General features: G+C 60.1%; 23 protein-coding genes. 4 read left to right on the top strand and 19 right to left on the bottom strand.

What is annotated here, in order from left to right:
- Positions 1-272 precede the first annotated feature (272 nt).
- Complete coding sequence (locus tag ACK59H_RS19340) at positions 273-1,502, top strand: spore maturation protein (protein ID WP_060480130.1); 1,230 nt, start codon at positions 273-275, stop codon at positions 1,500-1,502.
- On the opposite strand, the gene ACK59H_RS19335 is transcribed toward ACK59H_RS19340, so the two are convergent.
- The 9 genes from ACK59H_RS19335 to ACK59H_RS19295 all read right to left on the bottom strand — a co-directional run bounded on the left by ACK59H_RS19335 (position 1,484) and on the right by ACK59H_RS19295 (position 11,877).
- Positions 1,484-2,107, bottom strand: a complete 624-nt coding sequence (locus ACK59H_RS19335) for an ABC-type transport auxiliary lipoprotein family protein (RefSeq protein WP_060480129.1) — start codon at positions 2,105-2,107, stop codon at positions 1,484-1,486. The two genes, ACK59H_RS19340 and ACK59H_RS19335, sit on opposite strands and share 19 nt — an antisense overlap.
- On the bottom strand, positions 2,104-3,042 hold the full coding sequence (locus ACK59H_RS19330; RefSeq protein WP_060480128.1) for an MlaD family protein: 939 nt from the start codon (positions 3,040-3,042) through the stop codon (positions 2,104-2,106). Before ACK59H_RS19330 ends, ACK59H_RS19335 begins: the two co-directional genes overlap by 4 nt.
- A 3-nt stretch (positions 3,043-3,045) precedes the next feature.
- Positions 3,046-3,837, bottom strand: coding sequence for an ABC transporter ATP-binding protein (locus tag ACK59H_RS19325; RefSeq protein WP_409264793.1), 792 nt, complete (start codon positions 3,835-3,837; stop codon positions 3,046-3,048).
- Positions 3,834-4,967, bottom strand: coding sequence for an MlaE family lipid ABC transporter permease subunit (locus ACK59H_RS19320; protein ID WP_060480127.1), 1,134 nt, complete (start codon positions 4,965-4,967; stop codon positions 3,834-3,836). The genes ACK59H_RS19325 and ACK59H_RS19320 overlap by 4 nt, the downstream gene beginning before the upstream one ends.
- 75 nt (positions 4,968-5,042) lie before the next feature.
- Positions 5,043-6,065, bottom strand: coding sequence for a DUF5924 family protein (locus ACK59H_RS19315; protein ID WP_060480126.1), 1,023 nt, complete (start codon positions 6,063-6,065; stop codon positions 5,043-5,045).
- Between the two features lie 144 nt (positions 6,066-6,209).
- Complete coding sequence (locus ACK59H_RS19310) at positions 6,210-7,616, bottom strand: pitrilysin family protein (protein ID WP_060480125.1); 1,407 nt, start codon at positions 7,614-7,616, stop codon at positions 6,210-6,212.
- A 30-nt stretch (positions 7,617-7,646) separates the two neighbouring features.
- Positions 7,647-9,305, bottom strand: coding sequence for a Na/Pi cotransporter family protein (locus ACK59H_RS19305; RefSeq protein ID WP_060480124.1), 1,659 nt, complete (start codon positions 9,303-9,305; stop codon positions 7,647-7,649).
- Between the two features lie 423 nt (positions 9,306-9,728).
- Positions 9,729-10,499 carry a TerC family protein gene (locus ACK59H_RS19300; RefSeq protein WP_060480122.1) on the bottom strand — a complete coding sequence of 257 codons (771 nt, stop codon included), beginning with the start codon at positions 10,497-10,499 and terminating at the stop codon, positions 9,729-9,731.
- A 70-nt stretch (positions 10,500-10,569) separates the two neighbouring features.
- Positions 10,570-11,877 carry a CitMHS family transporter gene (locus ACK59H_RS19295; protein WP_060480121.1) on the bottom strand — a complete coding sequence of 436 codons (1,308 nt, stop codon included), beginning with the start codon at positions 11,875-11,877 and terminating at the stop codon, positions 10,570-10,572.
- 268 nt (positions 11,878-12,145) lie between these two features.
- Between ACK59H_RS19295 and ACK59H_RS19290 the strand changes: the two genes are divergently transcribed.
- On the top strand, positions 12,146-12,547 hold the full coding sequence (locus tag ACK59H_RS19290; protein WP_060480120.1) for a GFA family protein: 402 nt from the start codon (positions 12,146-12,148) through the stop codon (positions 12,545-12,547).
- 59 nt (positions 12,548-12,606) lie between these two features.
- Here the strand turns inward: ACK59H_RS19290 and ACK59H_RS19285 are convergent, their stop codons facing one another.
- The 10 genes from ACK59H_RS19285 to ACK59H_RS19240 all read right to left on the bottom strand — a co-directional run bounded on the left by ACK59H_RS19285 (position 12,607) and on the right by ACK59H_RS19240 (position 22,402).
- Positions 12,607-14,565 carry a DUF4105 domain-containing protein gene (locus ACK59H_RS19285; RefSeq protein WP_060480119.1) on the bottom strand — a complete coding sequence of 653 codons (1,959 nt, stop codon included), beginning with the start codon at positions 14,563-14,565 and terminating at the stop codon, positions 12,607-12,609.
- Complete coding sequence (locus ACK59H_RS19280) at positions 14,562-14,882, bottom strand: DUF2388 domain-containing protein (protein WP_060480118.1); 321 nt, start codon at positions 14,880-14,882, stop codon at positions 14,562-14,564. The genes ACK59H_RS19285 and ACK59H_RS19280 overlap by 4 nt, the downstream gene beginning before the upstream one ends.
- A gap of 36 nt (positions 14,883-14,918) precedes the next feature.
- The gene (locus ACK59H_RS19275; RefSeq protein ID WP_060480131.1) at positions 14,919-15,209 is read right to left on the bottom strand and encodes a DUF2388 domain-containing protein; all 291 of its coding nucleotides are present in this window, start codon (positions 15,207-15,209) and stop codon (positions 14,919-14,921) included.
- Positions 15,210-15,298: 89 nt separating this feature from the next.
- On the bottom strand, positions 15,299-15,616 hold the full coding sequence (locus tag ACK59H_RS19270) for a DUF2388 domain-containing protein (protein WP_060480117.1): 318 nt from the start codon (positions 15,614-15,616) through the stop codon (positions 15,299-15,301).
- Between the two features lie 300 nt (positions 15,617-15,916).
- Complete coding sequence (locus tag ACK59H_RS19265; RefSeq protein ID WP_060480116.1) at positions 15,917-16,132, bottom strand: DUF1127 domain-containing protein; 216 nt, start codon at positions 16,130-16,132, stop codon at positions 15,917-15,919.
- Between the two features lie 352 nt (positions 16,133-16,484).
- Entirely contained in the window at positions 16,485-17,978 is a 1,494-nt protein-coding gene (locus tag ACK59H_RS19260; protein WP_060480115.1) for an acetyl-CoA hydrolase/transferase family protein, read from the bottom strand.
- A gap of 185 nt (positions 17,979-18,163) precedes the next feature.
- A complete protein-coding gene (locus ACK59H_RS19255) occupies positions 18,164-19,615 on the bottom strand; it encodes an NAD(P)(+) transhydrogenase (Re/Si-specific) subunit beta (RefSeq protein WP_060480114.1) in 1,452 nt (483 codons plus the stop codon).
- Positions 19,616-19,617: 2 nt separating this feature from the next.
- Complete coding sequence (locus ACK59H_RS19250; protein ID WP_003256966.1) at positions 19,618-19,932, bottom strand: NAD(P) transhydrogenase subunit alpha; 315 nt, start codon at positions 19,930-19,932, stop codon at positions 19,618-19,620.
- A gap of 12 nt (positions 19,933-19,944) precedes the next feature.
- The gene (locus tag ACK59H_RS19245) at positions 19,945-21,066 is read right to left on the bottom strand and encodes a Re/Si-specific NAD(P)(+) transhydrogenase subunit alpha (RefSeq protein ID WP_060480113.1); all 1,122 of its coding nucleotides are present in this window, start codon (positions 21,064-21,066) and stop codon (positions 19,945-19,947) included.
- A gap of 409 nt (positions 21,067-21,475) precedes the next feature.
- Positions 21,476-22,402 carry a LysR family transcriptional regulator gene (locus tag ACK59H_RS19240; protein ID WP_060480112.1) on the bottom strand — a complete coding sequence of 309 codons (927 nt, stop codon included), beginning with the start codon at positions 22,400-22,402 and terminating at the stop codon, positions 21,476-21,478.
- A gap of 162 nt (positions 22,403-22,564) precedes the next feature.
- Here ACK59H_RS19240 and ACK59H_RS19235 point away from each other — a divergent pair, with 162 nt between their 5' ends.
- Together ACK59H_RS19235 and ACK59H_RS19230 are read left to right on the top strand one after the other, a co-directional pair.
- Complete coding sequence (locus ACK59H_RS19235; RefSeq protein WP_060480111.1) at positions 22,565-23,746, top strand: acyl-CoA dehydrogenase; 1,182 nt, start codon at positions 22,565-22,567, stop codon at positions 23,744-23,746.
- A 12-nt stretch (positions 23,747-23,758) separates the two neighbouring features.
- Positions 23,759-24,979, top strand: a complete 1,221-nt coding sequence (locus ACK59H_RS19230) for a CaiB/BaiF CoA transferase family protein (RefSeq protein ID WP_409264791.1) — start codon at positions 23,759-23,761, stop codon at positions 24,977-24,979.
- Positions 24,980-25,145: the final 166 nt, after the last annotated feature.

Raw genomic sequence — 25,145 nt, 5'->3', positions numbered from 1 at the left:
GGCCCGAAACAAACGTAGGAGCGAGCAAAGCTCGCGATGCGCCGCGCGGGCGGCGCTCGATATGCGCTCCACCGAAGAGCTCACGCCGAGTCTCTAGGCTCAGCCGAACAGCATTACGACTTGTCGGGGCTTTTTGTTGTCTGTGTGTCCATTGCCGGACCTATAGTGGCAATTGTCTTGTCATTATGTGCCGAGATCTTCGCGGGTAACGATCGAAGTTCCATAAGCTGCGATGCGCTATCATTCGGGCATTTTTCAAGGGGTACATGCGGATGCTCAACGGCCTTTGGCTCGGCTTTTTCCTCGTAGCGGCAGTTTCCGCGCTGGCCCAGTGGCTGGTGGGTGGCAATGCCGGGATCTTCGCGGCGATGGTCGAGAGTATCTTCGCCATGGCCAAGCTGTCGGTCGAGGTCATGGTGCTGCTTTTCGGCACCCTGACCCTGTGGTTGGGCTTTCTGAAGATCGCCGAAAAAGCCGGTATCGTCGAATGGTTGGCCAAGGTATTGGGGCCACTGTTCGCCCGCCTGATGCCGGAAGTTCCCCCTGGCCACCCGGCCCTGGGCCTGATCACAATGAACTTCGCCGCCAATGGCCTAGGCCTGGACAATGCCGCAACACCCATCGGCCTGAAGGCCATGCGTGCACTGCAAGAACTCAACCCCAGCAGTACGACGGCCAGCAATGCGCAGATTCTGTTCCTGGTGCTCAACGCCTCGTCGCTGACCCTGCTGCCGGTAACCATTTTCATGTACCGCGCCCAGCAAGGCGCAACTGACCCTACCCTGGTGTTCTTGCCGATCCTCCTGGCGACCAGTGCATCGACCTTGGTAGGGCTGCTGTCGGTGGCTGTGATGCAGCGCCTGCGCCTATGGGACCCGGTGGTGCTCGCCTATCTGATCCCAGGCGCACTGCTGCTGGGCGGTTTCATGGCCTTCCTGGGCACCCTGTCGGCTGCCGCGCTCGCCAGCCTTTCCTCGATCCTCGGCAACCTGACGCTGTTCGGGGTAATCATTGTGTTTTTGGTCATCGGCGCATTGAAGCGGGTGCAGGTATACGAAACCTTCGTTGAAGGCGCCAAAGAAGGCTTTGATGTGGCCAAGAGCCTGCTGCCATACCTGGTGGCGATGCTGGTGGCGGTCGGTGTGCTGCGCGCCTCGGGCGCGCTGGAGTTGTTATTGGATGGCATCCGCCACGCAGTCAACTGGATGGGCTTGGATACACGCTTCGTCGATGGCCTGCCCACCGCACTGGTCAAGCCGTTCTCCGGCAGCGCGGCGCGGGCCATGCTGATCGAGACCATGCAGACTCAAGGTGTCGACAGCTTCCCGGCCTTGGTGGCAGCAACCATCCAAGGCAGTACGGAAACCACCTTTTACGTGGTAGCGGTGTATTTCGGCGCCGTGGGTATCCAGCGCGTGCGCCACGCCGTTGGCTGTGCCTTGTTGGCCGAATTGTCCGGCGTCATCGCTGCCATCGGCGTGTGCTACTGGTTCTTCGCCTGAGCCTGGGTGCCTTGCGCCACCGTCCAGTTCACCACCTGCCCTACCAGTTTGTCGCTGGCCGCGCCGAAGCCGGCGACCACGGCTGACACTTGGGGATCTGCCAGCGGTTGGCGTACTTCAAAGCGCTGGCTGCTGATAATGCGCTGGCTGCGGCCTTGGACCAGGCGCACGTCGTAGCGGATTACCACCTCCACCTTGCCCCCCGGCTGATATTCGCTCTGAAAGGCTTGCAGCTCGCCGCTCAGTTCGTAATCGGCCTGCAGGTTGCTGTCGTCAGCGCTCAGCCGTTGCACTCGGCCATCGCGCTGGAAGCCATCGAGCAGCCGGTTGCGCACCAGCACCGGTGCCGGGTCGCTCCAGCGGGCGCCCTTGTAACTGCTGATGACGTTGCCTTGCGGCACCACAGCGATACGTGGCCCGGCCAGCGCTTCGCTGGCCAGCGGCTTGTTCAGGCGCAGCGACCAGCCCACCGCCGTGACGCTCTGGCTGGCTTGGTTGACTGGCAAACGATAGAGATCCACCGGCTCGCTCTGCGGCAGCACCGAGCAGCCGCTGGCCAGGGTGAAGGTAGCTGCCAAGACCAACAGGCGAAGCGGTAGGGTCATGGCTGGAACTCCTTGTTGTTGTCGCGACCTAGCAGATAGCCGCTTGGGTCTGCCTCCAGGCGCCGTGAGATGCCCTTGAGTGCGTTGAGGGTTTCGCGCAGTTCACGGATGGCCGGGGTCAACTGATTGAGCCCTTGGGCGCCATCATCGATGGATTGGCGGTTGTCTTGCAGCAGGCTGTTGATAGTTGCTGCACTTGCGGCCAGCGACTGCATGGCCTGCTCGGCGCTGCCGATGGCTTGCTTGCCCTGCGCCCCAAGCAAGCTGTTGGCGTTGTGCATCAGAGCCTGGGTTTCGGCAAGGGCGGCGTTGGCCTGTTTGCCGGCCTGGCTCAGTTGCTCGATCACATCGCCGATACCGCCCTTCTGATTGGCAAAGGCGCCAGTGGTCTGTTCGAGGTTGGCCAAGGTGCTGCTGAGATTGTCGATGTTGCTTTGTGAGAACATCTGGTTGGCGTTGTGCAGCAGCAGGTTGATATTGGTCACCAGGTCGCTGCTGTCGTTGAGCAGTTGAGAGATTGGCGAGGGTGAGGCGACGATCACCGGCAACTTGCCGTTCTTGCCTTTGAGCTCCGGGCTTTGCGGGGTGCCGCCGCTGAGTTGGATGAATGAGTTGCCTGTGACCCCGGCCAGGGTCAGCTTGGCCTTGGTGTCTTCCTTGACGGGCGTATCGCCGCTCAGGCGTACCCGGGCAAGCACCCGACGCGGGTCGTTTGGGTCCAGGCGCAAGCTGCTGACATCCCCGACCTTGATACCGTTGTATTGCACCGGGCTGCCGCGGGACAAGCCCGACACGGCTTCGTTGAAGATCACCTCGTAATCCTTGAAGGCGTCGTCGACGCTGGACTTGGTCAGCCACAGGCCAAACAGCATGGCACCGGCCACCACCAGAACGGTGACCAGGCCAATCAGAACGTGATGAGCTCGGGTTTCCATGGGTCAGCGCTCCTGCTCGGCGTTCGCGGCAGCCTGCTCGGCGGCGCGCCCGCGTGGGCCGTGAAAGTATTTGTGGATCCAGGGATCGTTGGTTTGTGCGACCTTGGTCAGAGGGCCTGCGACCAGGACTTTCTTCTGTGACAACACGGCGACGCGATCGGTGATGGTGTAGAGGGTGTCCAGATCGTGGGTGATCAGAAATACGCTCAGGCCCAGCGCATCGCGCAGGGTCAGGATCAGCTGGTCGAAGGCAGCGGCGCCAATAGGGTCCAGGCCTGCGGTGGGTTCGTCGAGAAACAGGATGTCCGGGTCCAGCGCCAAAGCCCGCGCCAGGGCGGCGCGCTTGATCATGCCGCCGGACAGCGACGAGGGGTATTTGTCAGCCGCGGAAATTGGCAAACCGGCCAGTGCCAGCTTGACTCCGGCCAAGTGCTCGGCATCCTCGCGCGACAGCCCGGCATGTTCGATCAATGGCAGGGCGACATTTTCGGTGACGGTCAGTGACGAAAAAAGCGCGCCCCTCTGAAACAGCACGCCAAAGCGGCGTTCCACCTGCGACCGCTGTTGCTCGGGCAAACCTGCCAGGTCCTCGCCGAATACCTTCACTTGCCCTTCGTTGGGCCTGCGTAGGCCGACGATGCTGCGCAGCAACACCGATTTGCCGCTGCCCGACCCGCCGACCACCGCGAGTATTTCACCACGGTACAGGTCAAGGTCCAGGTTCTGGTGCACCACTTGGCTGCCGAAGCGGTTGCAGATGCCTCGCGCCTGGATCACTGCTTGCTCGCCATTCACCAGCCCATCTCCATACAAAACAGCGCAGCCACCGCATCCAGTACGATGACCACGAAAATCGACTGCACCACGCTGGAGGTGGTATGGGCGCCCACCGATTCGGCGCTGCCGCTGACTTTGAAGCCTTCCAGGCAGCCAATCGCGGCGATCAGGAAGGCGAACACCGGGGCCTTGGCCAGGCCGACCAGAAAATGCTGCACGCCGATGTCCGATTGCAACAGTGAGAGAAACATGGCCGGTGAGATGCCCAAGGACAGGGCGCAGACCACCGCGCCACCGACGATGCCGCAGACCATCGCAACGAAAGTCAGCAATGGCAGCGAAATCAGCAGCGCCAGCACCCGTGGTACCACCAACAGTTCGATCGGGTTAAGGCCCAGCGTGCGAATGGCGTCGATTTCTTCATTGGCCTTCATCGAACCGATCTGCGCAGTGAAGGCGCTGGCAGTACGGCCGGCTAGCAGAATGGCGGTCAGCAGCACGGCGAATTCGCGTAGAAACGAGAACGCCACCAGGTCGACGGTGAACACCGTTGCGCCGAAGTTGGCCAGTACCGTGGCACCCAGAAAGGCCACCACGGCGCCCACCAGAAACGTCAGCAGTGCGACGATGGGGGCAGCATCCAGCCCGGTCTGCTCGATATGCGCGACCACCGGGGTGACGCGCCAGCGGTGCGGTTGGAACAGCCGCAGTAGCAGGGTTTCGATGATCAGGCCAAGGAAGCCGAGCAACTGCATGGTGTCCTGCCACATGGCGCCGACCGCGCAGCCGATACGCTCCAGCAAGACCGTCAGCACATTGCGCTCAGGCTCCTTGACCGGGATGCAGTAGTCTTGCACCGAGCAGTACACTTTCTTGAGTAGGGCACGGCTGGATTCGGGCAGGTCGTTGGTGCAGTGCGAGAGCCGCTCTGCGCCCAGTAATTCGGCCAGCAATGAGGCGCCGGCAGTGTCCAGGCGACCGAGTTGGCTAAGGTCGGCAACAGCGTCGGCGCCATACTGCGTGCGCAGGTGCTCGCTGTCGCGTTTGAGAGTGGCATAGTGAGCCAGGGTCCAGTCACCGGTGATGCGTAGGCAGGCCGGTTGGCGACTGGTGTCCAGGGTGGCACTGGGGGTGGTCATAGGCTCCATGCATCCGGCTGGGCTAGAGGCTGATCATAGCGCAGTGGGCCTAGAGCGGTTGGCTTAAAATCGACGATGCCTGCCTCACTGGGCCGCTGCGTCGTCCACGACCTTGAAGCGCAGTACGCCGATCACCTGGCCATCTTCGGTCAACACGCGCACCTGCCACTTGCCCACCGGGTTGGGCGGAAAGTTCTGCTTGTGGGTCCATGCCCGGTAACCTTCCTTGCGCCCACCGTGGATATCCAGGGCAATCCGATCGACTTCCTGGCCGTCCTTTTGCCATACGTGGTAGATACGCTCGTCCAGGCCCCGTGGCGCATTGATCGCGGTGTAGGCGTACAGGCCGCCACTGCGGATGCGGCTGGCGGCGATTTCCTTGAGTGAAGCACCGGGCTGGCGGTTGAGCACTTCGGTGCTTACCGCCACATCGGTCATCCAAAGCGTTGCCGGTGGCACCCAAGAGCGCAGCAACCAGCCGCTACCGCCGACTGCCAGCGTGAGCACCACCAGCGCCACACCGCGGCGCCAACTGGTGATCGGAAAGCTGCTCAGCAAGCTTGGGAAAGACAGCGCCATGGCGATGATCAATGCCAGCTTGAAGCTTTGCGCGGTGGTCAGATGCAGGATGATCGGCAGCGCGGTGAGCAGTGCAGCGAACAGCGTCAGGGTGTGCAGCGCCAGGAACAGCCAGCGCCGCGGGGCCAGCCACTTGTAATAAAGCGGATCGATGATCGAGATCAGCCCGGCGGCGCCGAGCAAGCCGGTGAACACCAGCTGCCCGCTGTTCCAGGTGGTGGTGATGAAGAAGAACGGTAAAACGAAGAACAGGCTTTCCTGGTGAATCATCTGCGTGGCGTAGCGCAGCAGCGGTTGCGGGATTTCGCGGTTGAAGGTACGTGCGAACAAGCCTGTCAGGGTGTTTTCCAGCATCAGCCAGACCCAGCTGACCAGTAACAGGATGGCGATCCAGCTAGCTAGGCTGGCCTGGCGATCGACCAGAATGAAGCTTCCAATACCAGAGAGGAAACCGCCGAGGGCGATGACGCCCGGGTAGCGCTTGAGCAATTCGATGACGCGTTGAACGAAGTGGGGTATTGGTGGCATGGGTCTGCAACAAAAGGATGAAGTGGCTGCGCCAGCCTTTTCTCAGAACAATCGCCCCCACAGACACTGCGCAGGCGCTGAATGCCTGTGGAAGCAGGTTAACCTGCGAAAAAGAACCGGTACTGGCAAAAGAATACCGCCGATTCATTGCTGCCGTGTAGCGCCGCTCGGCTGCTGCGGTTTGTGCCGCCGCCAGCGCAACAGCCCAAGCGCCAGGAGCAGCCCCAGTATCAGGGCCAGCAGACCGTACAGTTCGTCATAGCCCAGAAACGGTTTTTCGATACGCAAGTAACCCTGGTCCTTGAGCAGATCCTTCAAGGCAGCATTGGCCTGCTCCAGCGTCACTTGGCGCAGTTTGCGTGCCGGGTCGGCAAAGCGGCCGTCGTTATAGTCGTTCAGGGCGCCCCAGTAATAGTCGGCAAGTGCGCTGTTGCCTTGGGTGCTCCAGCTTTCCTTGGCGACGGCGGCCTGTTTGATGCGCTCGAAGGTCTGCGGGTCCAGGCCTTGTTTGCGCAGCCGGTCGAACAACTGTTGCAGCACTTTCACGGCTTGGTCTATGTCGTCGCGTTCAAGGTCAGCATTGAGGCTGAGCATGCCACTGTCGCCAAAGCTTTCGCGTTGCACGGACGGCCCATATGACAAGCCGTTGTGTAGGCGCAGCTGGTCGTAGATAGCCCAGTCGAGGTAGCGCGACAGCAGATCCAGAGTCTGCTGATGGTCATTGTCGAGTACCGGTTCGATGAACAGCCAGTGCAGCTTGACGGTATCGCCCAGCAGGCTGCGGCTAAGGTCGCGGCGCTGTTCGGCCTGATGGGTAATGGTTTCCAGGTCGCGGCGCTCTTGCGGCTCGGTGGGAGGTAGCTCACCGAAAGACCGCTCAAGGTAGGCTGGCAGCAGGCGGTCAAGGCCACCCACTACGATCAGGGTCATGTTGTTGGCCGCGTACCAACGTTCGCGCAGTGTTTTTACCTGTTCAAGCGTCATGTCCGCGACATTGGAGCGCTCGGGGCATTTGAGCCCTAGTTCGGTGGCCAACTGGTCGCTGGCCGGGTGGCCGATGTCTTGGCGGTCAAGCCAGCGCTGCAGGTGGCCATAGTGGCCGCCGTCTTCGCGTTCGATGATGTGCTTGGCCTTGGCCAGAGCCTTGGCGTCGATGCGCGTGTCACGGATGATCTGCAGCAGCAGGTCGAGTACCTTGCGTTGGTTGCGTGCCGGCGCTTCGATCACGAAGGTGGTATCGGCGCTGCTGGTGTACGCATTCCATTCACCACCCAAGCTCTGCAGGCGTTCCTCAAGGCCGCCCTCGCCGGTGTCGTCGATACCGGTGAACAGCAGATGTTCCAGCAGGTGTGGTAACTCCTTCTGTTCGCAGTCGAAGTCATCCAGGCCAACCCCCACCACCAGGCGAATTGCCACGTGATCACGTTCGTAGCCGGATTTGAGGATCACCTGCAGGCCATTGGGCAACAGGTAGCCCTCGACGCGTGAACGATCGAGGGCGAATGAGGACAGGCTGCAAAACAGCAGGCAAACGAACATCAGGCAACGCATGGGCGAGCGAAGGTCTCCAGGTGTGCGAGATCAGGTCGGGTGGGCGTCTTCCGGAACGCTATCGAGCAAAAGCCCGCCGGTGTCCGAGCCACCCAGTACCACATAGGCACTGCTGCAGAACAAAGAGTTCAACCGCTTCATGTCGGCAATCAGCTCCAGGTGCAGCGAGCTGGTCTCGATACTCTGCACTACCTTACGCTGCAAACGGCTGACATGGGCATGCGCCAGGCGCCGCTCCTGGGCGCGGAACCGACGCTTCTCGCGCAGTAGCAGGCGTGCGCTTTGCGGGTCAGCGCTGAGGAATACCGAAAGGCCCAGGCGCAGGTTGGCCAGTAGCTGCTCCTGTAGCCCTGTAAGTTCTTCCAGGCCTATTTGGGAAAACTCGCGGCGCTGGCTGGTTTTCTGCTGCTGCACCTTGCGCAGCATGCGTTCGATGAGATCGCAGGCCAATTTCAGGTTGATCGCCAGCTCGATGATTTCTGCCCAGCGCCGGTTGTCCTGTTCGCTCAGGTCTTCCCGTGGCATTTGCGCCAGATACAGCTTGATCGCGCTGTACAGTGCCTCGGCATCCTCGCCCAGTGCCCGTACCTGTTGCGGTATGGCGGTGTGGGTGCCGCGCAGGGCGCCGAGCATGGCTTCCAGCAGGCTGTCGACGATGTCGCCCAGGCGCAGGGTTTCTCGTGCAGCATTGGCCAAGGCCAGGCTGGGCGTGGTGAGCGCCGTGGCATCGAGGTGGCGCGGGCGTATCTGGCCATTGCTGGGCTCGCGCTCGGGCAACATCCAGTTGCACAAGCGGCCCATGGGCCTGACCGTCGGCAGCATGATCAGGCAGCGCAGAGTGTTGTAGAGCAAATGGAAGCCGATCACCAGCTCTTGCGGGCTGAAGCTCAGGCTGTCCATCCAGTCCACCAGCGGGTGCAACACCGGGATGATCAGGATCAGGCCGATCAGTTTGTACAACAGGCTGCCCAGGGCTACGCGGCGCCCGGCAGCGTTTTGCATGCTGGTACTGATGAACGCCAGCAGGCCGCTGCCGATATTGGCGCCGACCACCAGGCCAATGGCCACCGGCAAGCTGATCACTTCAGCGCCGGCCAAGGTTGCGGTCAGCAGTACAGCAGCCAGGCTGGAGTACGAAATCATCGCGAACAAAGCGCCCACCAAGGCATCGAGCATGATGTCGCCGGTCAGCGAGGCGAACAGCACTTTCACCCCTTGAGCTTGGGTGATGGGCGCCGCTGCCTGCACGATCAACTGCAGCGCCAGGATGATCAACCCCAGACCAATGGCTACCCGGCCTAGTTGGCCGGCGCGGGTTTGCTTGCGCGAAAGGAAGAAAATCACGCCGAGGAAGATCAGCAGCGGCGATAGCCATGAAAGATCCAGGGTCAGGACCCGGGCCATCAGTGCAGTACCGACATCGGCCCCAAGCATAATTGCCAGGGCCGGGGTCATCGCCATCAGGCCTTGGCCGACAAACGAGGTGACCAACATGGCGGTGGCGTTGCTGCTTTGCACTACGGCGGTGACGACGATACCAGCGAGAAACGCCAAGGGTCGGCGGTTCATGTTCTGGCCAAGCACGCGGCGCAGGTTGGAGCCGAACACCCTGAGGATACCGGTGCGCACGATATGCGTGCCCCATACCAGCAAGGACACGGCGCTGAGTAGGTTGAGCAGAGTCAGCATGGTCGAGCCCCCCTTTGTTCTCGAGCTCCAGTGGCGGAGCCTAAATATGTGAAGCCGTAAGCCTGGCCCGGGGGTGGGTTGTTTATTCCAGTGCTTACTCAAGCTTTAGTTGTTCTGTAGACCTTGCGCCAGCTTGGCACGCCTTGAAGTCATTTGAAATATTTGTGTCATCAAAGCTTGTGCGTTGAAGGGTTCCGAAGGGAAACCTGTGCAGCCCCTCGCGGGTGCGATGGTCTCGTTGACCGTTGCGGGCCTGTTCGCGGCTAAGCCGCTCCTACAGGTCGGAGCGTTGATCAAAGGCGGCGCAGGGCTGCCTAGGGCGGATTATCCGCGAGGGGCCGCGCGGCCCCAAGGGATGGGACATAAGGCCTTGCAACTGACTGGCATCAGCCTTCAGGCCCTAAAGGTGGCAGGTGCAGGCCTTTATTGACCCGGTACGTCCTTGCGTAGTTTGACTGGGTCGTGCTCCTTGCCTTGCTTGCGGGCCAGTGCCGTGCGCATCCGGATATTGATCGCTTCGACCGCCAGCGAGAAGGCCATGGCGAAGTACACATAGCCTTTAGGGACGTGCACGTCGAAAGACTCGGCGATCAGTACGGTCCCCACGACGATCAGGAACGACAGTGCGAGCATCTTCAGTGAAGGGTGTTTGTCGATGAAGTCACTGATAGCGCCTGCGCAGGCCATCATGACCAGCACCGCGACCACAATGGCGGCGATCATCACGGGTACATGGGAGACCATGCCCACGGCGGTGATCACCGAGTCCAGCGAGAACACAATGTCGATGATGGCGATCTGGATGATGGTGTAGAGGAACTTGCCACCGGCGCCCTTGGGCTCATCGGCGCTTTCTTCCTCACCTTCCAGGCCGTGGTAAATCTCTTGCGAGCTTTTCCACAGCAGGAACAGGCCGCCACAGAACAGGATCAGGTCACGGCCAGAGATGCCTTGGCCGAGCACCACGAACAGATCGTTGGTCAGGCGCATGACCCAGGTGATCGACAGCAACAGCATGATGCGGGTGACCATGGCCAAGGCCAGGCCGAAGATCCGGGTGCGCGGCTGCATGTGCTTGGGCATGCGGCTGACCAGGATCGAGATCATGATGATGTTGTCGATCCCGAGTACGATCTCGAGCGCCGTGAGGGTGAAAAAGGCAACCCAGATTTCCGGGCTGGTCAGCCATTCCATGTGTATTCCTTCGAACGATAAAGGCGGTGCACCTTTTCACCGGTGCACCGCGTGGGGTGATGCGTGTTTATTAAAGACTACTGAACAGCGGGAAAATGCCCATCAGCAGCGCGGCCAGCATTATGCATACGCAGACCAGTACTGCCCATTTGAGCGTGAAGCGCTGGTGGTCGCCAAATTCGATACCGGCCAGGGCCACCAGCAGATAGGTCGACGGCACCAATGGGCTGAGCAAGTGCACCGGCTGCCCGACGATCGAGGCGCGAGCCATTTCCACCGGGCTGATACCGTAATGGCTCGCCGCTTCCGACAGCACCGGCAGCACGCCGTAGTAGAAGGCGTCGTTGGACATGAAGAAGGTGAACGGCATGCTCACGACCGCGGTAATCACGGCCAGGTACGGGCCCAGGGCGTCAGGGATGACCGCCAGCAGACTCTTGGACATGGCATCGACCATCCCGGTACCTGACAGGATGCCGGTGAAGATGCCGGCTGCGAAGATCAGCCCGGTCACGGCCAGCACGCTGCCAGCGTGGGCCCCGATGCGGTCCTTCTGCTGTTGCAGGCATGGGTAGTTGACGATCATGGCGATACTGAAGGCAATCATGAACAGCACTGGCAGCGGCAGCACGCCGGCGATCAGGGCCACCATCAGGGCGGCGGTCAGGGCCCCATTGAAGTAGATCAGTTTGGGGCGGCGCGCTTCAGGGAACTGCGACACGCTGATGTCGCTGTGGTCGATGTCATCGGTCGGCAAGTGCAGTTCACCCAGACGTGCGCGCTCACGCTTGCCATACATGTAGGCGATGGCAAGGATTGCCACCACGCCAAAGGCCATCGCCGGGATCATCGGTACGAAGATGTCCGACGGGTCCACGTGCAGAGCGCTGGCAGCACGGGCGGTCGGGCCACCCCACGGGGTCATGTTCATCACGCCGCCGGCCAGGATGATCAGGCCGGCCATGATTCGCGGGCTCATGCCCAGACGGCTGTACAGCGGCAGCATGGCGGCGCAGCAGATCATGTAGGTGGTGGCGCCGTCACCGTCGAGGGACACGACCAGAGCCAGCACCGCAGTGCCGACCGAGACTTTTAGCGGGTCACCCTTGACCAGCTTGAGGATCTTGCGCACGGCCGGGTCGAACAGGCCGGAGTCGATCATCAGGGCGAAGTAGAGGATGGCGAACATCAGCATCACACCAGTGGGTGCGAGCTTACTGATGCCTTCGAGCATCATTGGGCCGATCTTGGCGGAAAAACCACCGAACAGGGCGAACAGGATCGGTACCAGGATCAGCGCGATCAAGGCCGAAAGGCGCTTGGTCATGATCAGGTACATGAAGGTGATGACCATGGCAAAGCCGAGGAAGGTCAGCATGGCAATACTCCAGGCGGGGCGCGGCGAAAGGGTTTTCGATTCGGGCGGGTCAGCGTGTTTGACGCTGTGCCAGGAGCGTGCGGAAGGTTAGTGCAGAACGGCGGGCGCAGGAAGACATCAGAAATCACCATTGTTGTTGTTGATGGGCCAGCGCTCGAATAGGTTTCGATGCCCTGGCTGACCGGTCTTGTGCCGGTAGTGGGGGCTATCCTAGGGGGGCAAGCTTTCAGCCAGCTTTCGCCGCAAAGACGGCGACGGGAGGTAGGTGATGCAGGACATGCACGAGGGTGGCTGCCATTGCGGCGCTTTACGTTATCGGCTGCAGGGCGAGTTGGCAGATGCCGCCCATTGCCATTGTTCGATCTGCAGGCGGGTCAGCGGTGGGTTGGTGGTGACCTGGGTCACCCTGCCCCGTTCTGCTTTCAGATGGTTGGCGGGAAGGCCCCAGTGCTACATGGCGCCGGCCAGTTGTAAGCGCTACTTCTGCGGGGAATGTGGTGCCCACGTGGCCCTGGTGACCGAGCACAGCCCAGGTAGCATCGATGTGACAGTCGCAACCCTGGATCACCCGGAGCAGGTACCCGCCAAGCGACATATCTGGACTTCCAGCAAGCTGCCTTGGCTGCACCTGGATGAGCAGCTGCCTGGGGAGCCTGAGGAAAACCTTTAGCAGTGCGCTGGGTTAGCCGGCCCTGGGCGGCATCAGCCGCTCACGGCCGGTTGCGGGTATCAGGGCAGCTGCAGGCCGCCAGCGGCCTTGTGCAACGCCCGCAGGTGCACACCGATCTGTTTCACATTGGTTTCCACCGCAGCGATTTCTTTGGCCCGCGACGGCTCCAGCAGCGCCCTCACCTCTTTATCCAGGTCATTGCTCAGGCGCAGCAGTTTTGCCTGGCGCTCGGCACTGACCTGCTCCAGGTGACGGCGCTCTTGCGGTTGTGGCAAGCCATAGCCCTGGCTGTCGAGCAACTCGGCCGGGCGGCTTAGGAAGCCACTGTTGGCGAGCATCTGCCTTAGCGTTTCGTCAGCCTTGTTGATATTGCCGTCCTTTATCGCTGCAGCGTTCAAATAGCGTTGCTTGACTTCATCTTGTGCTAGCAGCAGCTGCCGGCGCAGGCTGGCTTGTTCGAGCAGAAGCAAGGCAGCACTGGTGCGCAGGTCGGCCTTGTCGAACCAGGGGCGCCTTTGCTCTGCATCTTGCGCCAGCCAGTCCTCGACTTCGGTCTGCTTGATTGGTAGCTGCTTTCTCAGCACATCGAACATGGCCTGATAGCGTTCACGGTAGGAATCGAAACGATAACCCAGGCGCAAAGCCTCCCGGGGGTCATCGAGCACACTGGTATCGGCCAGTCCCCTGCCCTTGAGCACCGCCAGCAACCCGTTCGGCATGATGCTATCGAGGTCGTTCAGGCCTGGGTTGGCAGTCCCACTGCGTAGCAGCTTCAAGGATTCCACGGCGCAGTTGTTGGACAGGAACCAATAATTGCCATCGTAGCTCCAGTGCATCTCGGCAGCCTGGCGTACCAGGTTTTCGATCTCTTCGCGGTTGAGCTTCAGCGGCACCGAGGCCAGGCTGCGCAGTTCTGTTTTAGTGTATTCATCGATGACCTGACCCAGCGGCAATACGAACAGCCGAGACGGGTAGACACCGACCAGCCCATCCCAACTGGATAGCTGCACATCGTTGACGAAGGCCCGGTAGGACAGCACCAGGCTCTGGTCGAGGTCCAGACGGCAGTCGGGGCCACGTGGGCGACCAGGCTTGCAGATCACCAGGCGCAGCATGCTGTGCCCCCAGCGGCTGACCAGGTTCTGATTGGCTTCGGCAAGCAGGAAGTCGACCTGATAGACCCGTTCGGGATCGATTTCACCCAGCGGCTGGCGGGCAAAATCACTGCCCGCGTTGATGAACGGCAGGCCCTTGGCGCAGGTGTTCTGCTGTGGCGCCCAGCCGAAGTGATCACGCAGGTACTGGTTAAGGGCCGGTCGACGGCACCCATAGCTCGGGTCGAGGAGGAAGTACTCCATGTTGACCGCGATGTATTCCTTGGGGCTGCTCAGCTCGTAGCTGTCTGGGCTGCGCATGAACTGGGCGTTGTGCTGTTCACGCTCACCTCGGCGCCCAACGTATTGCGGCCAACCGGCCAGGTCCAGCAAGCGAGGGTCATCGCTCAGCGTGAAGCGGCGCTCTGCCTGGCCGCGGCACGCCGGGAGCTGGCCGATTTTGCCCACCGTGTTTTGCTGGCGGGCGCAACGGGCGATCAGCGAGCGCTCCGTGCTGGGCCACAGGCGTGCGCGGTCGTAAATATGAGTAAGCTCGTGCAGCACGGTTGCGAGCAGTTCTTCGCGCACAGTGCCATGGGGGCGGTTGGTGCGTTGGGTGGCTGCACTGCCATCGGCCAGCCCCGGTAAGAGGCGACGGTTGAGCTGCAACGTGGAAACCAGGGATGCCTGACCGTAGGCGTCGGCTGGCATGTTGTCGCTCCAGCTGACCGGCACGCGGCGATCAAGCTGTTGCTTGAAGCGTGGGGGCAGCTTCGCCATGGCCTCGTCGAGCAATGCCTGGCTGGCTAGGGCTTGTTGTGAGGACAGGCCTGCCGCCTGCAGTTCGAGCTGCAGGTCGGCAAAAGCGGGAGTGCCTAGCAGCGTCAGAGCGCAGCCGAGCAGCCAGGCACGCACGCGCTTCACAGTGCGAGGATGGCTTCTGCCAGTACCTGATCGCTGGCGTCACGCGCCTGAGGTACGCGCTCGCGCAAGGTGCTGAAAGCCGCTTCCAGTTGCGCGCCACGAATATCACCGTTGCTCGCGACGAAGCTGGCGGCATCGTCATGTGCTTCGCGCACAACTTTGGAATCACGGATCGAGGTTGTGGTGTCAGAGGTGAAGTCGATCGAGCGGCCAAAGGCACGCACGATGATGTTGCTGGTGGCCACCAGGGTCTGTGCATGGGCCAGATCGGCCAGCAGCAACGTGCCGAGGGAAGCGGCAATCAGCGATTTACGCATGGAGCATCTCCGAAGAATACAGGGAGTAAGGATTGTTTATTGGACGAGAATCGCTTCTGCCAGTTCAAGGTCGCCGACAGATTGCCGTACACCAGTGTGCCGCAGCGAGTCGAGCGCGGCTTCCAGACGCGCCCCGCGTATCAAACCATCTGTGGCAACGAAGACCGCGGCGTCGTCCCGAGCTTGCCCGACCAACTTGCGATCGAACGGGGCAGTGGTGACTTGGCTGGTCACGTAGCCAGTAATGACAAGGCCTTGGGTGGTGGTATCCATGGCTTGGGCGCTGGCCATGCCAGCGGTCAACAGTAACGGCAACAGATAACGCATGAGCATGTTCGGCGGCTGGATGAATGAGCAGCTAAGGCTAGCGCAAGTGCGAAGGCCCTGGCCTACGCGCCTGCCTGACAAGGTGATCGTCAAATTGCCAGGATTGCCTGGGCCAACTGGGCGTCACTGGCTTGCAGTTGTGGCTGGGTCGAACGGATGTGCAGTAAAGCACTTTCCAGCCGGGCACCACGGATAGCGCCTTGGCTACCCACGAAGCTAGCGGCGTCGTCACGCGCGGCCTGGACGATTTTGTCGTCGCGTAGAGATGAGGTCAGGTCTGAGGTCGCGTCGGTGGAGGCGGCAACGGCTCGGACTACGGCGTCGGTGGTGACGACGAAACTGCTGGCGTTGGCAGTGCTGACCAAGCCGAGCAACAGAGCGGCACCAATCAGATATTTGTGGGACATGTCGGTTTGCTCCTGGGTAGGGTTCTGCTCTATGGACGTTGGCACTGCCCGTTACGGTACGGGTTTGACAACCGTAACTGACAGAATGCTAAGCGAAACGTGTCACGGGGTCACCCCTTGCAAGGTCAGACGACCGTTGCAGCGTGCAACTGTTATGGTAATTGGTGAAAATTCACTAACTGTACCTGTCGCAGAATGATTCTCCCTCATCCCAATCTGCAGGCAAAAAAAAACCCGTTGCAGTCTCCTGCAACGGGTTTCGGGAAATTAGCTGTGCCGGCTAGAGCCGACAAGCAAAGCTTAACGCCAGAATGGCTTGCTCAGCTCTTCGTAACGCTGCGACTCGCTGATACCGGCGTCTGCAAGCAGGCGGGCGTCCAAGCGGGCCAGTTGACGGCGGCTCGACATGCGACGCTGCCACAGCAGCAGAGTGGAGAGTGCGCGCAGTGGCAGGGAGGCCTGGGACTGCTGGGCATTGCTTTCAAAAACCAGACCGGAACTGAGGGTACGTTCCATGATGCTTCATCCTTCCGCTTATGGCGGGATTAGGTAGTGATTTAACTGATGCCAATGATCCTCCCCTGCTGTCCATAACAGTAGATACAGTTCAACAGTAATGAGATGGGCCAGTTAACTGTTTAACCCTACTGTTGCACTCGAAATAGGCGAAACTGTACTGGTGTGCTCGTTTTTGGTGCGATTTATGGGGTTTTCGCTGTTTTAACCCCGACGCGGCGCGAATAATACCGGTACAGAAGTACAGTTTTATGGGATTTGCTGCGTAAGTGTTTAGGCGGGAGAGTCAACTGTTCAGGCCTTGGCTCCCAGCGGGTGCAACAAGGCCTGAATGATGCGGGTGGGTACGGACTCAGCTGGCGAGCATGCGTCCTGTTTCTTCAAGATTTTCGTGCCAGCTCAATGCTTCGCGCAGGATGTGCGGGGTGTGGCCACCACGTTGGCAGGCGCGCTCGAAGTAATCGTTCAGTGCCGCGCGGTAATCTGGATGCACACAGTTGTCGATGATTGCTCGAGCCCGCTCTCGGGGGGCCAGGCCGCGTAGGTCAGCCAAGCCTTGCTCGGTAACCAGGATGTCGACATCGTGCTCGGTATGGTCTACGTGACTGACCATCGGAACGACGCTGGAAATAGCTCCGCCCTTGGCGATCGACTTGGTGACGAATACCGCCAGGTGAGCATTGCGGGCAAAATCACCCGAGCCACCGATGCCGTTCATCATTCTAGTGCCGCACACGTGCGTCGAGTTGACGTTACCGTAGATGTCGAACTCCAGCGCCGTGTTGATACCGATGATGCCCAGGCGGCGCACCACCTCGGGGTGGTTGGAGATCTCCTGCGGGCGCAGGACCAGCTTGTCTTTGTAACGCTCCAGGTTGCCGAACACGTCGGCGTTGCGGCGGGTCGACAAGGTGATCGAGCTGCCCGAGGCGAAGCGTAGCTTGCCGGCGTCGATCAGGTCGAAGGTCGAATCCTGCAGTACCTCCGAGTACATGGTCAGGTCTTCGAACGGCGATTCGATCAGGCCACACATGACTGCGTTGGCGATACTGCCGATGCCAGCCTGCAAGGGCCCGAGCCTGTTGGTCATGCGCCCCGCTTGCACTTCTTTTTTGAGGAAGTCGATGAGGTGGTCGGCAATGCCTTGGGTTTCGTTATCCGGCGGCAGCACGGTGGATGGAGAGTCGGGCTGGTCGCTGATCACGATGCCGACGATTTTTGCAGGGTCGATCGGGATTGCGGTGCTGCCAATCCGATCATCGACTTTGACCAGCGGGATCGGCGTGCGCGTCGGGCGATAGGTCGGGATATAGATGTCGTGCAACCCTTCGAGATTGGTATTGTGCGACAGGTTGATCTCGACGATCACTTGCTTGGCGAAGATTGCGAAGCTGGCCGAGTTGCCCACCGAGGTGGTCGGCACGATATGGCCCTGCTCGGTGATGGCCACCGCTTCGATGACCGCGATATCCGGCAACTTGAGCTGCTGGTTGCGCAACTGCTCGACGGTTTCCGAGAGGTGCTGGTCAATGAACATCACCTGGCCATCATTGATCGCCTTACGCAGGGTGCTGTCGACCTGGAACGGCATGCGACGAGCCAGTACGCCGGCTTCGGTCAGTTGCTTGTCAAGGTCATTGCCCAGGCTGGCGCCGGTCATCAGGCTGATTTTCAGCGGCGACAGCTTGGCGCGTTCGGCCAAGGCATGGGGCACAGCCTTGGCTTCGCCGGCGCGGGTGAAACCGCTCATGCCGACGGTCATGCCATCCTCGATCAGACCAGCGGCATCAGCCGCACTCATTACCTTGCTGTGCAGGGAGGACAAGCGGATACGATCACGGTACATGGATTGTTATCTCGGGCTACTGAAACTACTGCAGCGCAGTCTAGAGATTTCGCCCCATGCCGTCCCGCGACCATGGTCGTATGAGAAGCCTGAGAATAGAGCCGTTGATCCGGATCAACAAAAAAAGCCCCGGCAGATTCTGGCTCGGGGCTTGTTTTAGTTACGCTGGTTTGCCGTGGTGGTTGTCACTCCACCGCTTTGACCATGTCCTCGATGACCTTCTTGGCGTCACCGAATACCATCATGGTCTTGTCTAGGTAGAACAGTTCGTTGTCCAAACCGGCATAACCGCTGGCCATGGAGCGCTTGTTGACAATGATGGTTTTGGCTTTGAACGCTTCGAGGATAGGCATCCCGGCAATGGGTGACTTGGGATCGTTCTTCGCCGCCGGGTTGACCACGTCGTTGGCGCCCAGTACCAGCACCACATCGGCTTGGCCGAATTCGGCATTGATGTCCTCCATTTCGAACACCTGGTCGTATGGCACCTCGGCCTCGGCCAGCAGTACGTTCATGTGCCCAGGCATGCGCCCTGCCACCGGGTGAATGGCGTATTTCACGGTCACGCCGTTGTGGCTCAGCTTTTCGGTCAGCTCCTTGAGTGCGTGCTGGGCGCGCGCTACCGCCAGGCCATAGCCCGGAACGATGATCACGCTGTCGGCGTTGCTCAACAGGAACGTGGCATCGTCGGCCGAACCGGATTTCACCGGGCGTTGCTCCTCCGACCCTTGTGCGGCGCCAGCATCGACATCGCCACCAAAGCCACCAAGGATCACATTGAAGAACGAGCGGTTCATCGCCTTGCACATGATGTACGAGAGGATCGCACCGCTCGAACCCACCAGGGAGCCGGCAATGATCAGCATCGAGTTGTTCAGTGAGAAGCCGATACCGGCGGCAGCCCATCCCGAATAGCTGTTGAGCATTGACACCACCACCGGCATGTCGGCACCGCCGATCGGAATAATGATCAGCACACCCATGATGAAGGCCAGTACCAGCATCAGGGTGAAGGCGCTGTAGTGCCCGGTAAAGGTGAACAGCAGGCCAAGAGCGATAGTCGTCAAGCCGAGAATGAGGTTCAGCTTGTGCTGGCCGCTGAACTGTACGGGCGCGCCTTGGAAGAGACGGAACTTGTACTTGCCCGACAGCTTGCCGAAAGCGATCACCGAACCGGAGAAAGTAATGGCACCGATGGCCGCCCCCAGGAACAGCTCCAGGCGGTTACCCGTGGGGATCGGGTCGCTGATTGCAGCGACGATACCCATCGATTGTGGCTCCAGCACGGCGGCGATGGCGATGAATACCGCAGCCAGGCCGATCATGCTATGCATGAAGGCCACCAGCTCCGGCATCTTGGTCATCTCGACGCGCTTGGCCATGATGGAGCCTGCGGTGCCGCCGACCAGCAAACCAACGATGACGTAGCCGATGCCGGCTGTAGCCCCGCCGTTACCAACCGAGAGCGCCGCAAGCTTATAGATGAGGCCAACGGTTGTAAGGATCGCGATCCCCATGCCGATCATGCCGAACAGATTGCCGCGCCGCGAGGTAGTCGGGTGCGATAGGCCCTTGAGCGCCTGGATGAAGCATATGGAGGCGACGAGGTAGAGGAGCGTTACCAGATTCATGCTCATGCTTACTTCTGCGCCTCGTTTTTGGTTTTTTTCTTGAACATTTCGAGCATGCGACGGGTGACCAGGAAGCCACCGAACACATTGACCGCAGCCAATGCCACAGCCAGAGTGCCCATCAGCTTGCCGGCCGGGGTCACGGTGAGGGCTGCGGCCAGCATGGCGCCGACGATGACGATCGCCGAGATGGCGTTGGTGACTGCCATCAACGGGGTATGCAGGGCTGGGGTAACGTTCCACACCACGTGGTAGCCCACATAGATGGCCAGCACGAAGATGATCAGGTTGTAGATGCCGTGAGAAATCAGCATGTCTTCCATTTGTCGTGCTCCTTAGCCGTTCTTGCGGACGACCTGGCCATCGCGGCACATCAGGCAGGCCGCGACGATGTCGTCTTCGAGGTTGATGACCAGCGCGCCGTCCTTGTCGAACAGCAGCTTCATGAAGTCCAGCAGGTTGCGCGCATACAGCGCCGAGGCATCGGCACCCACCTGCGCCGGCAGGTTGGTTGGGCCGACGATGGTCACACCACTGGCCTGTACCACTTGGTCGGCAACGGTCAGCGGGCAGTTACCGCCTTGGGCGGCTGCCAAGTCGATGACCACAGAGCCTGGCTTCATCTGCGCCACTGTCTCGGCGCTAAGCAATGTCGGTGCTTTGCGGCCTGGGATCAAAGCGGTGGTGATGACGATATCGGCCTGCTTGGCCCGTTCGTGCACCGCCTGGGCCTGACGTTGCATCCAGCTGGCCGGCATCGGCCGGGCGTAGCCGCCGACACCCTCGGCGCATTCACGCTCTTCATCGGTTTCGTAAGGCACATCGATGAACTTGGCGCCTAGCGACTCGATCTGCTCCTTCACCGCTGGGCGTACGTCGGACGCCTCGATCACCGCACCCAGGCGCTTTGCCGTGGCAATCGCCTGTAACCCGGCAACCCCCGCGCCCAGAATCAGCACTCGTGCAGCTTTGACGGTACCGGCGGCGGTCATGAGCATGGGCATGAAGCGGGGGTAATGATGAGCGGCCAGCAACACTGCCTTGTAGCCGGCGATGTTGGCCTGTGATGACAGCACGTCCAGGCTTTGCGCCCGTGAGGTGCGCGGCGCAGCTTCCAGGGCGAAGGCGGTGATTCCGCGTTCGGCCATTTTGCTGATCAGTTCGCTGTTGAAGGGGTTGAGCATGCCCAACAAGAGGCTGCCACTGTTGATCAGGGCGAGTTCCTGGTCGTTGGGTGCCACCACCTTGAGCACCAATTGGGCGCCGTAGGCATCGGCTGCGCTTCCCAAGGAAGCACCCACGGCCTCATAGGCACTGTCCGGAATGCTGGCGTTCAGGCCTGCCCCCCGTTGGACGGTAACCTGATGGCCCTGGCCAATCAGTTTCTTGAGGGTTTCTGGGGTCGCAGCGACCCTTGTCTCACCGGTCTGCGTCTCGAGAGGAACACCAATGTGCACGACTATTTCTCCTGCGGTGACCTTTTGTATTTGTAGAAACCAGCGCACTGCGGATGGTGCGCTGGGGCGGCTGTTGAGCGCCGAGCCCGCCGAATCCAGGACGGGCGACGCATTTTGCAGGCGAACCCAGAGGCCTTCAACCAGTTATGAAGCGAAACGAAGTTAAAACTACAAGTCACCCTGTGACCGTATGTCGCAAGCAATGGGTCGCAGCCCATAAAACATGGGCTATTGGCAGATTAGGGGAGATTTCGAAATTTTTGCGATGATTTCGCGAATTGCTCGGTAGATGTCGTAAATACTGCTGAAAGCCCCATTTTTAGGGGCTTTCAAAGGGTTTTTCGATTCACCGGAACAGTTGTCTTCAATGCGACATTAAATTACATCTGTAGGTGTTCAAAATAATTGACTACAGGGGTAGGTTTGCTGCTTCAGATCGCTCTGAGGCGATGTAGAGCCGCGCCTGGCTGACAAGCCAGTCCCTGAAGGCGCGAAGCGAGGCGGACTCAACCTTGCGCTCTGGAATCATCAGATAGTAGGCCCTGTCGCTAGACAGTGCGTACCTGTTAGCGACTACCAGCCTCCCCTGCTCCAATTCCCGCTGAATGAGGAAAGGCGGAATCAGGGCGATACCCATCTCATGCATCGCCGCTTGAGCCAACATGGAGAACAGCTCATAGCGCGGGCCATTCATGTCGCCGGCTATATTCAGGCCTAGGCCATTGAACCATTGGCGCCATGCATAGGGCCTGGTGGTTTGTTGCAGCAACGGTAGTCTGGCTATTTGCTCAGCCTCCAGCCCCCCTTGCCCATACAGCAAGGCCGGGCTGCACACCGGCATGGGGTTTTCACCCATCAGGCGATGGGACTGCGTGCCCGACCAATCGGCGTCGCCGAAGTAGATGGCGGCATCGAAGGGCGTGTCGGCGAACAGGAATGGCCGGGTACGGTTGGTCAGGTTGACTGTGACTTCTGGATGCCTTTGTTGAAAATCCTTAAGTCGTGGTAGCAGCCATTGGGTGCCGAATGTGGGAACTACGGCCAGTTCGATTACGTTAGCGCCCTGCTGACGCATCACCGACAAAGTGTCTCGCTCCACGGCATCCAGTTGCGTAGCAACTCGCCTGCTATACGACAGCCCAGCTTCGGTCAGGCGCACACCGCGGCGAGAGCGCCTGAACAACTCGACGTTGAGAAAGGCTTCGAGTGCGCCGATCTGACGACAGACGGCGCCCTGGGTCAGCGCCAGTTCCTGAGCGGCCTTGGTGAAGCTCTCATGGCGTGCCGCCGCCTCGAAGCAGACCAGCGCTGTAGTACTAGGAATCTTGCGCCGCATGTACGGTAACCTCACTCATTGAGCCATGGGTATGGCTGTTTTCAGTGTTTCGGAGTGACAAAATATCACTGATACGTGCGCAATCCTCGTTTGTAGCGTTGCTAGATCGGGCCTAGGATCAATGGCACAAGAAACTGCTCCCCTATTTCGAGGATTTCGCTTATGGCCGGTAAAGCAAGCTTCAACTGGATCGACCCGCTGCTGCTGGATCAGCAGCTGACTGAAGAGGAGCGTATGGTCCGTGACAGCGCTTACCAGTTCGCCCAGGACAAGCTGGCTCCGCGTGTGCTGGAAGCTTTCCGTCACGAACAAACCGACCCGGCTATTTTCCGTGAGATGGGTGAGGTTGGCTTGCTCGGGGCGACCATCCCTGAACAATACGGTGGCAGCGGCCTCAATTATGTGTGCTACGGGCTGATTGCTCGGGAAGTGGAGCGCATCGACTCCGGCTACCGTTCGATGATGAGCGTGCAGTCTTCGCTGGTCATGGTGCCAATCAATGAATTTGGCACAGAGGCACAGAAGCAGAAGTACCTGCCCAAGTTGGCCACTGGCGAGTGGATTGGTTGCTTTGGCCTGACCGAGCCTAACCATGGCTCCGATCCAGGTTCGATGATTACCCGTGCGAAGAAGGTCGATGGCGGCTATCGGCTCAGTGGCAGCAAAATGTGGATCACCAACAGCCCTATCGCCGATGTGTTCGTTGTGTGGGCCAAAGATGACGCTGGCGATATTCGTGGCTTCGTCCTGGAGAAAGGCTGGGAAGGTCTCAGCGCCCCGGCAATCCATGGCAAGGTTGGGTTGCGTGCCTCCATCACCGGCGAAATCGTCATGGACAATGTATTTGTTCCAGAAGAGAACATTTTCCCGCAGGTGCGTGGCTTGAAAGGTCCGTTCACCTGCCTGAACTCGGCCCGCTATGGCATCTCTTGGGGTGCGCTCGGAGCTGCGGAGGCCTGTTGGCACACCGCCCGCCAGTACACTCTGGACCGCCAGCAGTTCGGTCGGCCGCTGGCTGCTAACCAACTGATCCAGAAAAAACTGGCCGATATGCAGACGGAAATTACCCTGGCGCTGCAAGGCTGCCTGCGTCTGGGGCGCATGAAGGACGAAGGCACTGCGGCGGTGGAGATCACGTCGATCATGAAGCGCAACTCATGTGGCAAGGCCCTCGATATAGCCCGGATGGCCCGCGACATGCTCGGCGGAAACGGTATCTCCGATGAGTTCGGTGTAGCCCGGCACCTGGTCAATCTCGAAGTGGTCAACACCTATGAGGGCACCCACGATGTGCATGCGCTGATCCTGGGGCGGGCGCAAACCGGCATTCAGGCCTTCTACTGATAAGGAGCCAGCATGGGCGCGCTATCTCATCTGCGAGTGTTGGACCTTTCTCGAGTGTTGGCGGGGCCTTGGTCTGGCCAGATCCTGGCCGACCTCGGCGCTGATGTGATCAAGGTCGAGCGCCCCGGTACTGGCGACGACACCCGCTTCTGGGGGCCGCCCTTCCTCAAGGATGCCGATGGTCAGAGCACCAGTGAGGCTGCCTATTACCTTTCGGCAAACCGCAATAAACGGTCGGTGACTATTGATTTCACCCAGCCCGAAGGTCAACGCCTGGTGCGTGAACTGGCGGGCGAGTCAGATATCGTCATCGAGAACTTCAAGGTCGGTGGGCTGGCCGCTTACGGGTTGGATTACCAGAGCCTGAAGGCGATCAACCCGCGGCTTATCTATTGCTCGATCACTGGCTTCGGCCAGACCGGGCCCTACGCCAAGCGTGCCGGCTATGATTTCATGATTCAGGGCCTGGGTGGGCTTATGAGTCTGACCGGTCGCCCGGATGGAGAGGACGGTGCTGGGCCGGTAAAGGTAGGCGTAGCGCTCACCGACATTCTTACCGGGCTGTACTCGACGGTCGCGATACTGGCTGCCCTCGCCTACCGCGATCAGCATGGTGTCGGGCAGCATATCGACATGGCCCTGCTTGATGTTCAGGTGGCCTGCCTGGCCAACCAGGCGATGAACTATCTGGCAACCGGTACTGCGCCGCGGCGGCTTGGGAATGCTCATCCTAATATCGTGCCGTATCAGGACTTCCCCACGGCAGATGGGGACTTCATTCTCACTGTGGGCAATGATGGTCAGTTCCGCAAGTTCGCCGAGGTTGCCGGTCAGCCGCAATGGGCGGATGACCCGCGCTTCGCTACTAATAAGCAGAGAGTGGCGAACCGTGCTGAGTTGATCCCTTTGATTCGTCAGGCTACGGTTTTCAAGACGACCGCAGAGTGGGTGAGCCAGTTGGAAGCTGCAGGTGTGCCTTGCGGGCCAATCAATGACCTCGCACAGGTGTTCCAGGACCCTCAGGTGCTGGCTCGTGGGTTGGCGGTTTCGATGCCTCATGGCTTGGCGGGAAGCGTGCCGCTGGTGGCGAGCCCAATCAGGCTTTCCGAAACGCCAGTTGAGTACCGCCATGCGCCACCGTTACTTGGCGAGCATACGGAAACCGTGCTGGCGCAGGTGCTGGGCATAAGTGCCGATGATATCCAGCGTTTGCGAAGCGCCGCAGTTATATAGAAAAGCGGGGGCCGTTAGGCCCCCGCTTCGTTTTTCAGCAATATTGAACTTTCTTGAAATTAAAGGTTGACGGGCTTTCGAATCCCCTTATAATGCGCCCCACTTCCAGCGACATCGGAACGAAAAACTCCTTGAGATTCAACGAGTTAATTAGTTCGGGCGAGAG

The organism is Pseudomonas sp. KCJK9000 (assembly GCF_046230725.1).
GTDB classification, from domain to species: Bacteria; Pseudomonadota; Gammaproteobacteria; order Pseudomonadales; family Pseudomonadaceae; genus Aquipseudomonas; species Aquipseudomonas promysalinigenes.
This window is presented reverse-complemented; position numbering and strand designations above follow the sequence as displayed.

Coding starts and splice junctions, on each gene's coding strand:
- ACK59H_RS19280 (WP_060480118.1), bottom strand. CDS start 14,882: ATGCGTAAATCGCTGATTGCCGCTTCCCTCGGCACGTTGCTGCTGGCC.
- ACK59H_RS19340 (WP_060480130.1), top strand. CDS start 273: ATGCTCAACGGCCTTTGGCTCGGCTTTTTCCTCGTAGCGGCAGTTTCC.
- ACK59H_RS19295 (WP_060480121.1), bottom strand. CDS start 11,877: ATGCTGACCTTCCTCGGCTTTGCCATGGTCATCACCTTCATGTACCTG.
- ACK59H_RS19275 (WP_060480131.1), bottom strand. CDS start 15,209: ATGCGTTATCTGTTGCCGTTACTGTTGACCGCTGGCATGGCCAGCGCC.
- ACK59H_RS19320 (WP_060480127.1), bottom strand. CDS start 4,967: ATGGAGCCTATGACCACCCCCAGTGCCACCCTGGACACCAGTCGCCAA.
- ACK59H_RS19335 (WP_060480129.1), bottom strand. CDS start 2,107: ATGACCCTACCGCTTCGCCTGTTGGTCTTGGCAGCTACCTTCACCCTG.
- ACK59H_RS19230 (WP_409264791.1), top strand. CDS start 23,759: ATGGGCGCGCTATCTCATCTGCGAGTGTTGGACCTTTCTCGAGTGTTG.
- ACK59H_RS19330 (WP_060480128.1), bottom strand. CDS start 3,042: ATGGAAACCCGAGCTCATCACGTTCTGATTGGCCTGGTCACCGTTCTG.
- ACK59H_RS19290 (WP_060480120.1), top strand. CDS start 12,146: ATGCAGGACATGCACGAGGGTGGCTGCCATTGCGGCGCTTTACGTTAT.
- ACK59H_RS19270 (WP_060480117.1), bottom strand. CDS start 15,616: ATGTCCCACAAATATCTGATTGGTGCCGCTCTGTTGCTCGGCTTGGTC.
- ACK59H_RS19265 (WP_060480116.1), bottom strand. CDS start 16,132: ATGGAACGTACCCTCAGTTCCGGTCTGGTTTTTGAAAGCAATGCCCAG.
- ACK59H_RS19260 (WP_060480115.1), bottom strand. CDS start 17,978: ATGTACCGTGATCGTATCCGCTTGTCCTCCCTGCACAGCAAGGTAATG.
- ACK59H_RS19300 (WP_060480122.1), bottom strand. CDS start 10,499: ATGGAATGGCTGACCAGCCCGGAAATCTGGGTTGCCTTTTTCACCCTC.
- ACK59H_RS19315 (WP_060480126.1), bottom strand. CDS start 6,065: ATGCCACCAATACCCCACTTCGTTCAACGCGTCATCGAATTGCTCAAG.
- ACK59H_RS19250 (WP_003256966.1), bottom strand. CDS start 19,932: ATGGAAGACATGCTGATTTCTCACGGCATCTACAACCTGATCATCTTC.
- ACK59H_RS19235 (WP_060480111.1), top strand. CDS start 22,565: ATGGCCGGTAAAGCAAGCTTCAACTGGATCGACCCGCTGCTGCTGGAT.
- ACK59H_RS19310 (WP_060480125.1), bottom strand. CDS start 7,616: ATGCGTTGCCTGATGTTCGTTTGCCTGCTGTTTTGCAGCCTGTCCTCA.
- ACK59H_RS19240 (WP_060480112.1), bottom strand. CDS start 22,402: ATGCGGCGCAAGATTCCTAGTACTACAGCGCTGGTCTGCTTCGAGGCG.
- ACK59H_RS19255 (WP_060480114.1), bottom strand. CDS start 19,615: ATGAGCATGAATCTGGTAACGCTCCTCTACCTCGTCGCCTCCATATGC.
- ACK59H_RS19305 (WP_060480124.1), bottom strand. CDS start 9,305: ATGCTGACTCTGCTCAACCTACTCAGCGCCGTGTCCTTGCTGGTATGG.